The 14,728-nt window shown below is 67.3% G+C and carries 17 protein-coding genes and 2 pseudogenes; 15 read left to right on the forward strand and 4 right to left on the reverse strand.

What is annotated here, in order from left to right:
- Window positions 1-101 precede the first annotated feature (101 nt).
- Window positions 102-329, reverse strand: a pseudogene (locus ACFVT2_RS30035) (transposase); the annotation flags it as partial.
- Here ACFVT2_RS30035 and ACFVT2_RS30040 point away from each other — a divergent pair.
- Window positions 265-528 carry a hypothetical protein gene (locus ACFVT2_RS30040; protein ID WP_390022873.1) on the forward strand — a complete coding sequence of 88 codons (264 nt, stop codon included), beginning with the start codon at window positions 265-267 and terminating at the stop codon, window positions 526-528. The pseudogene ACFVT2_RS30035 and the gene ACFVT2_RS30040 sit on opposite strands and share 65 nt — an antisense overlap.
- Window positions 529-719: 191 nt before the next feature.
- Here ACFVT2_RS30040 and ACFVT2_RS30045 read toward each other — a convergent pair whose 3' ends face one another.
- Window positions 720-971: an HAD hydrolase-like protein gene (locus ACFVT2_RS30045; RefSeq protein WP_390022992.1), complete on the reverse strand. Its 252-nt coding sequence runs from the start codon at window positions 969-971 to the stop codon at window positions 720-722.
- Between the two features lie 140 nt (window positions 972-1,111).
- Here ACFVT2_RS30045 and ACFVT2_RS30050 point away from each other — a divergent pair, with 140 nt between their 5' ends.
- The 12 genes and pseudogenes from ACFVT2_RS30050 (at window position 1,112) to ACFVT2_RS30105 (ending at window position 10,635) form a co-directional block, all read left to right on the forward strand.
- On the forward strand, window positions 1,112-1,603 hold the full coding sequence (locus tag ACFVT2_RS30050; protein WP_390022875.1) for a cupin domain-containing protein: 492 nt from the start codon (window positions 1,112-1,114) through the stop codon (window positions 1,601-1,603).
- Window positions 1,604-2,612: 1,009 nt separating this feature from the next.
- Window positions 2,613-3,257: a DUF1579 family protein gene (locus tag ACFVT2_RS30055; protein WP_390022877.1), complete on the forward strand. Its 645-nt coding sequence runs from the start codon at window positions 2,613-2,615 to the stop codon at window positions 3,255-3,257.
- 255 nt (window positions 3,258-3,512) lie between these two features.
- Window positions 3,513-3,716, forward strand: a complete 204-nt coding sequence (locus tag ACFVT2_RS30060) for a hypothetical protein (protein ID WP_390022878.1) — start codon at window positions 3,513-3,515, stop codon at window positions 3,714-3,716.
- A gap of 382 nt (window positions 3,717-4,098) precedes the next feature.
- Window positions 4,099-4,842 (forward strand): VC0807 family protein, encoded by a 744-nt coding sequence (locus tag ACFVT2_RS30065; protein ID WP_390022879.1) that lies wholly within the window; start codon window positions 4,099-4,101, stop codon window positions 4,840-4,842.
- 300 nt (window positions 4,843-5,142) lie between these two features.
- On the forward strand, window positions 5,143-5,355 hold the full coding sequence (locus tag ACFVT2_RS30070) for a helix-turn-helix transcriptional regulator (RefSeq protein WP_390022881.1): 213 nt from the start codon (window positions 5,143-5,145) through the stop codon (window positions 5,353-5,355).
- The gene (locus ACFVT2_RS30075; RefSeq protein WP_390022883.1) at window positions 5,324-5,731 is read left to right on the forward strand and encodes a hypothetical protein; all 408 of its coding nucleotides are present in this window, start codon (window positions 5,324-5,326) and stop codon (window positions 5,729-5,731) included. Before ACFVT2_RS30070 ends, ACFVT2_RS30075 begins: the two co-directional genes overlap by 32 nt.
- A gap of 287 nt (window positions 5,732-6,018) precedes the next feature.
- The gene (locus ACFVT2_RS30080; protein ID WP_390022885.1) at window positions 6,019-7,002 is read left to right on the forward strand and encodes a GNAT family N-acetyltransferase; all 984 of its coding nucleotides are present in this window, start codon (window positions 6,019-6,021) and stop codon (window positions 7,000-7,002) included.
- Window positions 7,003-7,313: 311 nt separating this feature from the next.
- Window positions 7,314-8,171 (forward strand): annotated as a pseudogene (locus tag ACFVT2_RS30085) (helix-turn-helix domain-containing protein).
- A gap of 331 nt (window positions 8,172-8,502) precedes the next feature.
- Entirely contained in the window at window positions 8,503-8,718 is a 216-nt protein-coding gene (locus ACFVT2_RS30090) for a hypothetical protein (RefSeq protein WP_390022887.1), read from the forward strand.
- Window positions 8,719-8,759: 41 nt separating this feature from the next.
- A complete protein-coding gene (locus ACFVT2_RS30095) occupies window positions 8,760-9,176 on the forward strand; it encodes a DUF6415 family natural product biosynthesis protein (RefSeq protein WP_390022889.1) in 417 nt (138 codons plus the stop codon).
- Between the two features lie 176 nt (window positions 9,177-9,352).
- Window positions 9,353-9,556, forward strand: coding sequence for a cold-shock protein (locus ACFVT2_RS30100; protein ID WP_390022891.1), 204 nt, complete (start codon window positions 9,353-9,355; stop codon window positions 9,554-9,556).
- Between the two features lie 800 nt (window positions 9,557-10,356).
- On the forward strand, window positions 10,357-10,635 hold the full coding sequence (locus ACFVT2_RS30105) for a DUF3761 domain-containing protein (protein WP_390022892.1): 279 nt from the start codon (window positions 10,357-10,359) through the stop codon (window positions 10,633-10,635).
- Window positions 10,636-10,908: 273 nt separating this feature from the next.
- On the opposite strand, the gene ACFVT2_RS30110 is transcribed toward ACFVT2_RS30105, so the two are convergent.
- Complete coding sequence (locus ACFVT2_RS30110; protein ID WP_390022894.1) at window positions 10,909-11,328, reverse strand: MarR family winged helix-turn-helix transcriptional regulator; 420 nt, start codon at window positions 11,326-11,328, stop codon at window positions 10,909-10,911.
- 100 nt (window positions 11,329-11,428) lie between these two features.
- On the opposite strand from ACFVT2_RS30110, the gene ACFVT2_RS30115 reads away from it, so the two are divergent.
- On the forward strand, window positions 11,429-12,250 hold the full coding sequence (locus ACFVT2_RS30115) for an SDR family oxidoreductase (protein ID WP_390022896.1): 822 nt from the start codon (window positions 11,429-11,431) through the stop codon (window positions 12,248-12,250).
- Window positions 12,251-12,286: 36 nt separating this feature from the next.
- Here ACFVT2_RS30115 and ACFVT2_RS30120 read toward each other — a convergent pair whose 3' ends face one another.
- Complete coding sequence (locus ACFVT2_RS30120; protein WP_390022897.1) at window positions 12,287-12,496, reverse strand: hypothetical protein; 210 nt, start codon at window positions 12,494-12,496, stop codon at window positions 12,287-12,289.
- A gap of 702 nt (window positions 12,497-13,198) precedes the next feature.
- On the opposite strand from ACFVT2_RS30120, the gene ACFVT2_RS30125 reads away from it, so the two are divergent.
- Window positions 13,199-14,263 (forward strand): D-alanyl-D-alanine carboxypeptidase family protein, encoded by a 1,065-nt coding sequence (locus ACFVT2_RS30125; protein WP_390022899.1) that lies wholly within the window; start codon window positions 13,199-13,201, stop codon window positions 14,261-14,263.
- The last annotated feature ends 465 nt before the right edge of the window (window positions 14,264-14,728 follow it).

Genomic DNA, 14,728 nt, shown 5'->3' on the forward strand with positions numbered 1-14,728 from the left:
CTCGGACAGTGTGATCTCCACAGCGGAAGGACCCGGATGCGACATACCAACAGGGTACTTACTAACCCTCAGGATTTCTGGCGCATCACACTAGTGCCGCATCAGGCAACGTTTGCCCTGTTGACGACCTCGCGTAGGCGCTCGTCTCGGGCGTGCTTGTTTCGCCAGATGATGTAGCGGCGGATCATGCTGCCCTGTTCGTTGTGGCCGGCGTGGTCGGTGCCGTCGAGGGTGAAGTAGTGCAGGGCGGTGAACTGTGCCTCGATGCGGTTGAGCCAGGAGCGTCTCGTCGGGGTGCAGGCGATCTCGACGTTGTTGGCCTCGGCCCACCGGCATGCACTGCGCGGACAGCAGCACCAGCTGCGCGTGCCGCCCTGTCACCACCGAGCCGGTGCCCTTGCGGATGATCCGCAGCAGCCGCCGGCCCTCGGCATCATCGATCTCACGAGCCCGTACTCGCTCTGCCACGCGCATAGCTTGACGGGCCAATACCGAACCGGCGATCACCAGGGCAACGCGTCACTGTGATTGAACGCTTCGGTCGGCCACCCAAGGCACCGTTTTGGCCGCCCCGGGCCAAGGGCTGAGTGGTTCGTTGAGCCGAGCCACGGAAGTCGGAACCTGGCCATGATTCTTGGAACCAGCTGATGTGTGCCCCCCCCGGGGGGAAGGCGTTGACCTGGGTCGCTCACTTACGGCGACCGTGAGAGCCGGGCCGGTCAGGCATTCGTGCGTGACAGGTGGTCGGGGAGTTCGGTGAGCCGTTCGATGCGGAGCACCATCTCGTCTGCCGTCGGCGATGGTCCACCGGTGACGAAGTCGATGCCGCGGTCCAGCCAGATGCCGGTGAGCCCGGCGAGGGCGGCTGCGTTTACATCGCTTTCCAGCATGTCGCCCAAGTTGACCGCCTGCGCTGGGTCCGTCCGCATCCGCCGGCAGGCGGTGGAGTAGGCGACTGTCCGACAGGTCAGGGGGACTGGCGGTCCGCTGCCCGAACCGCGTGGGCAGGTCTCCCCGGCGGGATGCCGGTCCGCCGACGGAAGAGGATGCTGTTGATCACCCTCGGTGGCTTTCCCGCCCGTCCGGCACCGCCCTCGGTCACAATGCCCCCATGGCCGATGATCAGTCCCGAATTCCCGCCCGTCCGCTGCTGCGTCGCCCCCGGGATGGTGAGCTCATAGACGTCGCCGGTGTCGCGCACTTCTTTCGGTTGACCGGCGAGCACACGGGCGGGCACTTCGCCTTCGAGGAGTTCAGTCTTGCCCCTGGAGTGATTGGTGCCAGACCGCACGTGCACGATGGACACGACGAGTACTTCTACGTCCTCGAAGGAGAGTTGACGCTCCACACCGGGGACGGCGAGGTAGCGGCCGGGCCCGGGCATCTGCTCGCCGCGACCCGCGGCACCCCGCACGGCTTCCGCAACGCGGGCTCGGTCCTCGCACGCGCCCTGTGTCTCTACACCCCAGCCGGCTACGAGAACTACTTCCGTGACGTCCACGCCGCGGTGAGCGCCGGGACCGAAGCGACCGATGAGCTGCTGGCCGAATTCCGCAGCCGCTACCGGACCAGTTCCTACCAGGTTCCCCCGGACAAGCCGTAGCCTCCCGAATCCGTTGCCTGCAGACTCGCGAGGGGAGGACAGCGCCTCACCAGCCAATGCGCCACAGTCATGGAAAGAGATGACGAACCCCGACCAAAGCCGCCCCGACTGGCGCCGACCGCAGACCTACCCAGACAACGAACAGACGCCACCCGACACTGAATGAGCTAGGAAGAAGCCCCGCCCGAGCGGTGCCCCTACGCATGCCCCCCACACAGACTTCAAGGCATGACCGCGTCCTCCCGCGGGAACACCACCGGACACCGCCGGCAGATCAACGACCGTTCCCACCGGGCCCGTTCATCCTCCGCAGCCGCCGCACGCCGCGACAACCACACCCCCACACTGCCAGCCAGCAGCACAATCCCGCCGCCACTGCGCCGCTCACCAGGGCCACGACGCCCAGCACGGCCGTGCCCACCGGCAGCAGTCACCGCACCACATACTCCGCCGGCGGCGCATGCTTGCGCTTCGCCTCGGCATCCTGCGACAGCGACCGCCAATACTCCGGCAGATGCAGAACCTGGCCGGACTCCTTGCAGCGCGGACACCCGAGCGCCATGAACTCCCCCTGAAGTTCCCCTACCCGTCGACCGAGTGGGACATGGCATCCCCCTTCCGCTCCGATGCGAGGCAGACGAGCGCCTGGGCCTGATCGCCGGGGCCAAGCCCCTCCCTGCCTCCGCCCCCACCCGCCACGGCCCGCACGTCCGTGCCCAGCTGGCCTGGCGTTCCGGCGAGGCCAGAGCACCCAGTCCCTGATCTCGATATCTGAACTCCCCTTAATGGCAAGCGAGTTCTCTGCCATACTCGCCAACAGTCATGGATCGAAAGGGCGCGCGAATCGAGCGTGCTGTGGTGGTGCACCACAAAGGGGGCATCCACCGAAGTCGAAGCGCAGCTCACGCGCAAGCTCCTGCGATCGATTCGGCCGCGGCCCGCCCCTGGCCGGAGACGGAGTGCCGGCAGGCTCACGGGTCATTCGACGATCACGACCAGGGAGAAGCGGATGATCAGGAACAGATATCTGTCGGCAGCGGCACTCGCGGTGGTCATCGGCCTGGCCGGTGCCCTCGGGGCCTCCGCCGCGCCGGTTCATACCGCGCCCGCCGCCTCCGCGGGTTCGGCCTCGCCGGGCGACAATCTGACGCCAGGACCGCACCACCGGCTCCTTGACCCTCTGGTCGGAAACTGGAAGGCCACCAAGGTCAACTATCTCCTGGGCAAAGACGGTGAACCGGTCGTCTCCCACGACATCGCCGTCCGGGTCCACTGGATCAAGAAGACCGGAGGCCGTTTCCTGGAGGAGCAGACCCAGGGGACGCTGGCCGGCCACCCGTACTACCGCCTGGGCATCATGGGCTACTCCAACATCGACCGCCGCTACGAATGGACCACGTTCGACAGCGTCACGCCGACCGCGATGACTTACCGTGGCGCACCCGACAGCGGCAGCCCCTCCGAGATCTCCATCCCCGGCGAATTCACCGACCCGGGCATCCTCGGCCCTGCGTACCTTGGCAAAACCATCCCGATGCGCACCGTCTTCAGGATCGACTCCCCCGACCGGCACACGGCCGACCTCTACTTCACCCCGCCCGGCCAGCAGGAGCGCCTGGTCGACCACGTCACCTACACCCGGAAGACCGACTGAACGCAGCCGCCGATCCAGCATGCCGACCGCCTGGGCGGGGCTGTGCCCTCAGCTTTGAGCGCAGCCTTTCTCCGCCCCGCCCCGCCCGAGCCTGCGGCGCCGCGCGCCATGTCGGACAGCGATTACGGCGACATTCCCGCGCCGGACAGCATCTGGGAGCCGACCACTCCCTGCGCCCGCGGACCGGACGCTGTGCGACCAGCAGCTTCAGAACGGCTTTACCTGTTCGTGTACAGAGGTGGGAACGTCGGCGGATTGCTCCGCCGAAGTGGCGTCAGCCCGGATGGACTGGCGTCTTCCCGCTTCACTCAGTCCCGGGCCGAGAGCCACCTCCGGGAATCGCTCCTCGACACCATCGATCGCGCCCACGGGCACCTCCACTGGGACACCCTCGCCGATCCCGACCTCGTCCAAGCCCGCATGAAGATCAAGCACGTCGACGACGAGGGCGACGACTGAAGCCGACGCGACAAGCCTCACCCACTTCGGGCGGGGCCTTTTTCATGGACTGGTCAGACCGTCACAGCATCCTCCCGCAGGAACACCGCCGTGCATGCCTTGCAGATCAACGACCGCCCCCACCGGGCCCGTTCATCCACCGACGGCCGTCCCGGTGCGCTGCTTCATCGGCTACTGGGTGAACCAACACGTGAAACGGCGCGAGACAAAAAGTGCCCGGCGCTGCGGACGTCCCGCTGGGTGTCCTGCCCCCGGAGCCACGCCATGCTCATCCGCTCGCACGCCTGTGGCCAGCAGGTTTTCTTCACAGTCCTGGCTAAGATCTGCACACACCGGCTCTTCTGACCCCGGCACTTGAAACGCTCATCTAGGAAACCGTCACATGAAATCCCCCGCATCCACGTCCCCGCACCTGGCACAGAAGCTCCGAGCCCTCGCCCCGATGATCCTCGACCTGGTCATCCCTATCGCGGGCTTCTACGTACTGCACCAGATGGTCGGTCTCAGCCAGGTCTGGGCCCTGACCCTCGCCGGTGCGGCGGGCGGTGCGTGGACACTGATCCACACCATCCAGCGGCGCAAGCTCGACGTCATCGGCCTGCTCGTCGTCCTCGAAATGGCGCTGACCGTCGGCCTGCTGTTCATATCCGACGACCCTCGCCTAGTCGCCGCGAAGCCCTCCTTCTATACCCTGCTCGCCGCCGTGTATCTGCTGTTCACCTGCGTCGCCGGGCGCCCCCTCGTCTACGTGGCGGCCACCCCGATGGCCACCGACGGTGACCCCGGCCGGACCGTCGCCTACGAGCAGGCTTGGGAGCGCTCCAAGCCGTTCCGGGCCCGTGAGCGCGCGGTGACCGCCGCGTTCGGTCTCGCCGCACTGATCGACGCCGTACTGCGAGTGGTCGTCGTCTACAGCTACGACGTCGACAAGTTCAACGAGTCCTTCCTGCTGTCCCAACTTCCGGGCATCGCGCTGATCGTCGTGGTGCTGGTGTTCACCAAGTTCCAGATCAAAGTGCTGCACGGGCTCGTCGACGAGGTCCACGATCAGCTGGCCGCCGAAGGCGTCATCGGCCCGCGCTCCGACGCCCATCAGGACGCCGCCGCCCCGGCGCCTGCTTCTTAGCCTGTCTCGCAGCTGCTCATCGTGTGCGGCGCTCGGCAGGGCCCGAAGTCGCCAACCGGGCGCGCATTGAAGCGAAGACGCCCCGCCTGCGGAGCGGGGCGTCGCGGCGTGGCCGCCCTACCTGGCCCCGCGCGAGATCTGCTCGGCGCACTGAGAAGCGGCGGTCGGGGATGCACTCGCCCTTCCACGCCGGGCTGGCCACCAGCGCGGTGAACACGGTGCCCGAGGCGCCGTGCGAGCCCCGCCCTTCCTGTAAAGCAAGCTTGACAGCCATTGAGGGGTGACAAGTAAGCTTTACACGTGCGAAACAGCGTCAGGAAACTGCGGTCGTCACGAGGGCTCTCCCAGGGCCAACTAGGCACGGCCCTCGGGGTCTCACGGCAAACGATCAACGCCATCGAGACCGAGCGGTACACACCTTCCCTGCCGCTCGCCTTGTCCATGGCCAAGTACTTCGAGGTCAGCGTTGAGGAGATGTTTCATGTCGATGAGAGCCCAGCAGGTGACCAGTAACAGAGCCAGGCGGTCCGTCCCCGGCTTCTTCCTCGTCGTCGGAGCCGGCTGCCTCGTGGCCGCGACTTTCGGCGGCCGCCTCGCTCTCGGCCTGGTGACGTTCGGGATCCTGGCGGTCTGCAGTCTTGCCTTAGCACTGCTGGGACGCCGGAGCGAGACCTATCAGGGCCTCACCGAGAAGGAACCCGACGAGCGCTTCGCCCGGATCGCAGGGCGAGCCTGGGCTGGCACGGGCGTAGTACTTACCGTGGGGAATCTCTGCGCCTTCATCGGTGAACTGGCATCCGGAAGAAGCGGCGATCCTTACTTCTGGTTCGTGGCCACCGCCGCCATCGCCTACATCGTGTTCGTCGCCTTCTGGTCTCGGCATACCTGAGACACCATCGATGACATCCTCGAACGAGACCTGGCCGACGTGAAGTTCGCGGGCACCTCGAAGTGCACGGTCGCCTCTGGAACCCTCGCCGACCCCTGCACCGGCAAGACCATCTCCTTCCACCGCGGCCCGAAATCCGGAAATCCTCCGCCGTACAAATCGACCACCTCGTCGCCCTTGTCCGCGCCGGGGCCCGCTCCGAATGCGGCCAGCTCGTTGAACGGCCGCAGACGACCGCGGCATGAATAAGGTGGCGGACCTGCCTCGAAGTTCGAGATCATCCGGTCATGTCGGATGGCACGCCAGGACAGGACCTTCCGGTCGGCTTCGGGTTCCGGCCGTATCGCGGCGCCGAAGACCACGGCGCCATGGTCGCGGTGCGGCTGGGGTGTGCTGAACGGGACCGGGTCGACGCCCACTCGGTTGTGGAAGGGCTCCCGACAGCGGCTGAGATCGCCGAAGCCTCTGCCAAGCTGGAGGAGCCGTCCAAGAACCAGATCCTGGTAGTGCGCGACGGAAGCGTCGTCGGCTACTCGACGATCCGGTGGTGGCAGGAGCGGGACGATACGTGGCTCTACCTGCACCGCGGCTGCCTCTTGCCCGAGCATCGCCGCCAGGGCATCGGCTCAGCCATGCTGAGCTGGGCCGAAGAGCGGATCCGCCAGCTCGTTACACAGCATGGAACGGCGCGGACGGCAGTGATCGGCGCGAACGCCATGGCCTCCGAGCAGGACGCCACGGCGCTTCTGCTCGCAGCCGGCTACCGACGTGTCTTCAGCCTGGTCGAGCTGGAGCTGGGCGATCTGCGGCAGTTGCCCGAGCAGGGCAGCGAACTGCCGACCGGGATACGGACGGGGCCGATCGGGGCAAGCCACTACCGTGCAGCCTGGAGGACGGTCGTCGATTCGTATGAGGACACAGGTTTCACCCAGAAATGGCCTTTCCAGGACTTCGTCGACACCGCCGACCCGGCATGCTGGCGGGCTGCATGGAACGGGCAGGACATGGTCGGCGTCGCCCTCTGCTCCATCCGCCGTCACGACCACACCGTGGGCGAGGTCGAAGAGCTGAGTATCCGGACGGACCAGCGACGCCTCGGAATCGGCCGGACCCTGCTGTTGGACGGGCTGCGAAGCCTTCGCGAGCAGGGTGCAACGACCGCCCGGCTCTTCACGGGCACGGCAAATCCGCACCGCTCCTACGATCTTTACGAGAGCGTGGGGTTCCGGCGACAGAACGAGTACGTCCGTTACCGCAAGCCGCTTGCTTGATCGACCGGCCATTGGACTGTCCGTCATTCCACAGGATTTGACAATTCCTCTGCGGCCGACCATCCACCACTTCCAGCAATCTGCCGCAATCCTCCAGCGTCCAGCCGTACCAGCCTCCATGCTGAACTCACCGATCGATCCGAAGGAAGGCGCCGCCATGTCGCTTTCACGTTCAACGACGATGACGTGACGCTTGGTGTGCGGGTGCACGAGTACGCCGAGACAGTGGTGCGCGCATGACAGGTACGTGACGCCGCCTGGCACCACGCCGTACCTACCACCGACTTTCAGGCCCGGGTACTTTCCGAGGCGTGAGTACCGACTTTCAGAATGCCCGGGTATCCCTCGGGGCGCGGCTGCGTGAGCTGCGCACCGAGGCCGGGCTGAACGGCAAGGAGCTGGCCGAACGCCTCGACTGGGAGCGGTCGAAGGTCTCCCGGCTGGAGAACGGCAAACAAACCCGGTCCCGTGAGGACCTGGCAGCCTGGACCAAAGCTGTAGGCAAGCCCGACACGGTGGCGGAGCTGAAGGGGCGGCCGCAAGGGCTGGAAACGCAGTACCGGACGTGGCGCTGACAGCTGGCAAACGGGCACCGGTCCCGCCAGGAGCCGGCCGTGGCGGAAACGGCGCGGACGCAGTTGATCCGCGGGGTGGAAGTGGCCCGTATCCCTGGTCTGTTCCGGACGGCGGATTACGCACGGTGCCTGTTCATCGCGAACGCCGAGTTCCGCCGGACGCCGCGCGATACCGATGAGGCCGTCCGGGCGCGCATACGGCGGCAGGAAGCCCTCTACGAGGCAGGGCGGTCCTTCCGCTTCCTGCTCTGGGAAGCGGCGCTGTACGCCCAGGTGTGCCCTCGGGAAGTGATGGCCGCCCAGCTTGATCATCTCTGTGGACTCATAGGCGTTGGCACCCGTCGAACGTCGAACGTCGAACTCGGCATCGTCCCGTTCAGCGCCCCACTTCAGCGGACACCGGCTCACGGGTTCTGGATCTATGACGAGCGGCTTGTGACGGTCGAGACGATCAACGCGGAACTACGGCTCGATGACCGGGAGAACATCGACCTGTAGGTGCGGGCGTGGGATTGGCTGAACGAGTCCGCGGTGTATGGCCACCAGGCTCATCGTCTGATCGCTTGCGCTCGGGCCGGTCTCGCCCTCACGTAGGCAATCGGCAGCAACATCAACTGGCTCAGCCCACCCCGGTGCCAGCCGCCCGAACCTCTCGTTCAGCCGTGGATGCTGCGCACCGCCCTCATGGAAGCAAGGGCACCGTCGTGACTCACCCCGGAACCGCCTGGCTGCCGTCCTTCGCCCGGAACCCCACGGACGTGCAATGCGCCTGGAACGATGAGGAGTTCGCCCCGATCCCGTCGACCGGCTGGAACGTCGTCGAGGCGTCGCGTCTGCGGTCGCTCGACGCGATGCGTCCCTTGGGCGCGGGCCGGTCAGCTCGGGCCGGTCCTCGTCGGCCCGGCGGCCGACATCGCCTGGTGGCTTGTCGCCGACGGCGCCAAGGAAACGCCTTGCCGACCTGCCGTTGCTGACCGCCCGCCCACCGGGCTGCCTGCTGCGCTGCCCGCCGGCGCACCTGTACTTCAACGGCCGAGGGTGGCTGGAGAAGCCCGACGGTACCGGCATGCTCACCGCCCCGATCAAGCTGGGTGCCGCGTTCGGCCCCGGCGGACGACTCCCCGCGGAGACGTTCAGATGATCAGCACGAAAGTGCAGTCTACGCCCGCTCGCATGCAGTTCATGGGCGAAATCGACCTCAGATTCTCGGCGGGTGAACTCCATCACATCCCCGTAGATATCGAGACGATGCGCCGCACCATCGACCGCGCCGTCGTCCTCCGCTCCAAGCCGCTTGAGCCGGAGGAACTGGAGGACTTGGTGCTGCTGCTCCGCGGACACAGCAATCCGCTGCTCCCCGGTGCCCAGGCCGCCACCGATGTGCTGTGGCGCGGGAGCCTGGAATGGTCCCGGGGCATGGGGCGCCACGGCACCATCCGCTTCCATTGCGAGCAGAGCCTCGGGACGGACGCGCTCTTGGCCCACGTCCAGATCAGCCAGCTGGCACGCGACTTCCAGTGGCTACTCGCCTCCCGTCCCGCTGGTGCCCGCCCGACGGGTCGCTCCGACGCTGCTCTCCAGTTCCGTTGCGCCCGGTAGCCAGGCCACTCCGGATCGGCTAACTTTCTCACTAGTAGTCGTGGTTCCGAAGTCTCGACGCCCGCGGTTCGCACCGCGGGCGTCGTGCTGTGCAGCAGTGCCTGAGGACCAGGGCGATCACCTCACCCAGGGGCACTGACAAGCCAGTGCCCCCCGACCCTGGACAAGGGGACAACATGGCAACCGGCACCGTGAAGTGGTTCAACGCCGAAAAGGGCTTCGGCTTCATCGCTCAGGACGGCGGCGGCCCCGACGTCTTCGTTCACTACTCCGCCATCAACGCCGGCGGTTTCCGCTCCCTGGAGGAGAACCAGGCGGTGAACTTCGACGTCACCCAGGGCCCGAAGGGCCCGCAGGCGGAGAACGTCACCCCGGCCTGACCGAATGCCTCGGCGCCCCGAACCCAAACGGTTCGGGGCGCCTTGCCGTAGCCGTGTCCTAGGGACCCTCCTGCGTCAGTCAGGCACCAGGCGCCCCATCGGCCGGATCGTAGTCACGCGACCCACCGGGCACGGCCAAGAGCGACGCGCCGACGTCAGTCGCGGGATTCTTCGATGCTGCTCGCCAGGATGAGTTCCTGCATCAGCCAGCGGCCTCGCGTGGGATCGTCCTCCCACGGGGTCCATGCGTGTCCGGCGGGGCAGACCAGCCGCACGGGATCCGTCCGGTGCCCGAACGCTGCCCACTCGCGGTCAGTGCCACAGTGCGGACACTGAAGGGGCCCGGGCCGCCGCACGGGGGCATACGAGCTGACGGGGATGGTTGCGCCATCCATCACGGCGTCGTTGATCGCCACTGCCCTCGGGCACGTCACCGTCGCTCATATCGCCCTCCAGGCCCCTCGTGCGCCGACAGTCACGCCAGCTCAGAGGACTGACACCCGGAGAGGCAGCCGCTGGGGGCGCGGTAGACCGGGGGAGGAGGCGGATTCAGGTCCTCGCCCGCGACCGGCTACTCAGCCGGCACACCGGTCATGACCCCGCGGCCCGACCCCCGAGGTGTTGCGGGACGCCTGGCCGCCGCGATCCGCTGCGGCGGCCAGGCGTCATTCGATCTACTCGAACCCCCAGTGACCGGTTGATCACGAGGGTCACGCATCCGTCACAGCAGGCGCTTTCCCCGGACTTGAGCACGTACCGACTGCGAACCTCGGCGCTCCGACCGCCGCCCCAGGAGGATCATGCTCGACACGCTCACGCTCACGCTCACGCGCCGCACCCGCAGCGCCATCACCGCGGCGGCACTCGCCACCGCCACCATCGCGCCGGCCGTCATCACCGCGGCACCGGCACAGGCCGCCAGCGTCCACTGCGCACACCACACCACCGGCGTCTGCGGCACCCACATCAAGCACCCGCGCGGCGTCATGGCCGAATGCAAGGACGGCACCTGGTCCTACAGCAAGCACTTCTCCGGTACCTGCTCCCATCACCACGGTGTGAGGTACTGGTTCAAGTAGACCGATCCGAGACGTTCCTCAGCACGCTGATGCCCGGCCGCTTCACCTGGCCGGGCATCAGTCAGTGCGGGGTCACGCAGCTCTCACTGCCCGGTGCCGCGCGGGCAGGCGCGGCAGCTGCAGGTTAGGCCCGGAACTTCGGGGTAATGCCGGCGAACACGGCCTCGGCTGCGTCGACGCGAGCCATGTTCCGCTGCGTCTGTTCGCTGGTTACTGAGATTCCATGCGTGATGTCCGCCCATCGAGTGACGGGGCGCGGTCTGCCGGCTGCCGTCATGCCTCCAGGATCAGTTGCAGCAGCTCGCGCAAGGTCTCGCGCTTCTGCGTGGTGAGCCGGGCCAGCGGTTCGGCGGCGAAGGGCATGCGGGTGCGGAGGTCGGCGGCGACGGTGCGGCCGGCCGTGGTGGCGGCGACGCGCTTGACGCGGCGGTCGCTCGGGTCGAGGCTGCGCTCGACCAGGCCGCGGGACTCCAGCCGGTCGATGATCACGGTCACGTTGGACGGCTCCGCGTGCAACCGGTCGGCGATGCGGCGCGTGGGGACCGGGTCCTCGGCGGCGAGCAGTGCCTTGGCCTGGAGTGGGGTCAGGTCGTGGGTTGCCGCGGCGGCCTCGGACTCCCGCGTGTAGCGGCGGTTGATGGCCGCGAAGAGGCCGACGATCTCCCTGGTGAGCTCATCCGGTGGGTTGGACATGACGTCCAGCGTACCGATGTGCTTGACAAGATGAAATATCGCGGCACATAGTTATGTTCAATATTAGTTATGCTACATAATCAAGTTGGAGGTCACTGGGATGAACACCAAGACCGTCCTGATCACCGGCACCTCCTCCGGCATCGGCCTGGCCACCGCCGTCGCCGCCGCGCGAAGCGGCTGGCAGGTGATCGCCACCATGCGCGACACCGCCAAGGCGGGTGCGCTGCTGGCGGCGGCGGAGGAGGCCGGAGTCGCCGTCGACGTCCGGGCCCTGGACGTGACCGACCCGGCCTCGGTCGAGGCATGCCTGGCCGGCCTCGACCGGCTGGACGCGCTGGTCAACAATGCCGGCGCGGGCCATGTCGGCACCCTGGAGCAGGAGAGCATCGAGGACGTGCGGGCCGTCATGGAGGTCAACTTCTTCGGCGTGCTGCACGTCACCAGGGCCGCCCTGCCCCTGCTGCGGGCGAGCAAGGGCCGCGTGCTGACCGTGACCAGCGTCGGCGGAGTGATCGGTCAGCCCTTCAACGAGGCATACTGCGCCGCCAAGTTCGCGGTCGAGGGCTTCATGGAGTCCCTCGCGCCGGTCGCGGCCACGGCCGGAGTGTCCGTCAGCGTGGTCGAGCCGGGTGCGGTGGCCAGCGAGTTCGTCAGTAACGTGGGCCTCGCCGACAACGCACTGGAGCAGGCCGGACCGTACGCGTCGGCTCTGTCCGCCTACCTGGACCGCACGCGCGGCGCCTTCGCCAACGCGCAGACCCCGCAGGACGTGGCAGCGCAGATGGTCGATCTCCTGGCAGCCGAGCAGCCCGCCTTCCGGCTGCTCACCTCCGACGCCGCGCGCGCCTTCGCCGGGGCGAAGCTCAGGGACCTCGACGGCTTGACCGTGCAGACGCTGACCAGCACTTGGGTCGCTTAGGAACAGTCCGGTCGGCATGCGGCCTGGAAGACTTGGTCAACTCCGGTACGGCAGGCACGGGGGCGTCCTGCCTGGGTTGTCTGCCGCCTGGAGTTCCGTGAAGTAGACGCGAACCGGCTCGGCGAGGGCGCCGCCCTGGTCCAGTAACTGGTACGGAGCCCACGGGTCGCCGGTCTCGTGCAGCCTCCCTATCTCGGGCAGGACGAACATGGTCAAGTCTCGCTCGGGGAGATTGTCTTGAAGCATCCCGAGAAGCTCGCGGAACATGCCTTTGACCTGCCAAAAGGCACGAGTTGGCGGGCTGAATGCTGACCCGACGCTGACTTTCCTGACGCTGCATCAGACAAGTGGGGTGCTGTGCCATTTCGATGGTGCTGCCTCGCACTGGGAAGTGGGCAGCCTCTCGTGGTCGAGTGGTCGAGTGGTCGAGCGGGCCGAATTTTGCTGTCGGCCCCGGTGTAGAACCCTGTACTTACGAAGCCTCATACCGTAAGGGAGCTTGCATGTTTTCCTCGACCGATGTTGGGGGCCGGTGCAAGCTCTCACCACTCGGTGGGGCGGAGGCTGGAATTCGCGGCCCGAATCGAGCAGTTACGCGTTCGTTCGCCGCACACGGTGGGGTGTCGTCGATCGGGCAGTAGGCGTTACGCCGGGCAAATCGGGTTGCCGGACCGACAGAACGGGCCGGACACGTCGGAGTTGGCGGCCGGTGCCGGGTGGACGGGCGCCGGCAGCGAACCAGTAACCCAGGGGAGCCGACTGGGCGCTGCGCGCGAGCGACCTCACGGGAACCACCAGTCGCCTGCACAACACATCCATAGAGGTGAGCGCTGTTGCCTGGCTATGACATAGCCAGCTTGACAGCCGCTGCCATCGCCCAAGTAGTTTCAGCGTGAACCGAATTCCCGCTACGCACCGGCATCCCTTCGCCGGCAGGAGGAACGCCCCATGGGTTCCCACGCACGTCCCAACCGAATACACCGCACCGGAGTCCGGATCGCGATGGTCGCACTTGTCGGTGCCGCTCTGCCGATCACCGCCGGTGGCCTGGCCGAGGCGGCCACCCCCGGCGCCACGCACTCCGCAGACGAGAACGGCCTGCAGAGCAGCGAGGCCACCACGACGGCCGACCGGCACCAGGACGCACCGCAGCAGTTCCAGTCTTCCCAGGCTGGGCAGCACGCCGTCAAGGGCAAGGCCGCCGTCGCACAGGACGCGAAGGACGAGGCCGCTCCCCGGATCAACGCCGACCATGCCTTCCTGCTGGACGCCCGCGACGGCAGCCAGGAGCGGGAACTGTGGGCCGGGGCCAAGGCGGACGAGAGCGTGCCGATGGCCAGCACCACCAAGATCATGACCGCCATGGTGGTGCTCAAGCACCCCGAGTGGCTGAACCGACAGATCACGGTGAAGCAGGAGTACCGGGACTACGTCCAGAAGGTCGGCGCCAGTACCGCTGACCTCCAGACCGGCGACACGCTGACTGTCAGTCAACTACTGCACGCCATGCTGATCCCGTCCGGCGCGGACGCCGCGCGGGCCCTGGCCGACAACTTCGGCTCCGGGGACACCGAGGACGCGCGGATCGCCGACTTCGTGAACCAGATGAACGCCGAGGCGCAGCAACTGGGCATGACCGGGACGCACTTCGACGGCGTCGACGGCTTCTCGGAAGGCAACAACCACAGCACCGCCCGCGACCTGGCCAAGCTCGGCCAGCGCGCCATGCTGCAGCCGGTGTTCGCCGACGTCGTGAAGGACAAGCAGTTCAAGACCGAGGCCCCGGCGGCCAACGGCCACACCCGGTACTACACCTGGGTCAACACCAACGAGCTGCTGAGCACCTACGACGGCGCCCTGGGCGTCAAGACCGGCACCGGCCCGGAGGATGGCTACTGCCTCGTCTTCGCCGCCAAGCGGGACAACCGCACCCTGGTCGGCGTGATCCTCAAGGACGACAAGGGCCGCTTCGACGACGCCACCAAGATGCTCGATTGGGGCTTCGCCCACTGAGTAGGCAGCACACCCACCGCTGAGCGGGCACCGTGCGCACCGCGTACGGCACCGCCGGCCCCTGACCCTGCCCCACGGCACCGCCAGCCGCGCAGGCCCCGCTGCCGGGGGAGTCGGACACGGATCGTTCTGCCGACCGGGGGCCGGTTCCGGGGCCGGGCACGGTGGCTGCCGCTACCGCCGGCACTGGCCAAGGCGGTCATCATCCCGCCACGCCCCAACGGGGCGAAGCCGTGGCAGTGGCAGGCGGCACCGAGGATGGATTTCACGTGCTGCGGAACACCTACACCTTCCTCTTGTTGGTGGCGGGGGAGTCCGTGGTGACTGTTGCGCGGCGGCTCGGGCACTCCCCCTACTCTGACCCGCGGCAATGGGTGGAAATGCCCGATGCGAAGCCGAGTTGGTCCGCACCTGGCCCGGATCTTGGTACTTGGTGCCAGCGGGGGAGCTTTCCGCGGTACTCCA

Origin of the sequence: Streptomyces sp. NPDC058000 (assembly GCF_042886435.1) — a bacterium.
In the GTDB taxonomy this organism is placed as follows: Bacteria; Actinomycetota; Actinomycetes; order Streptomycetales; family Streptomycetaceae; genus Streptomyces.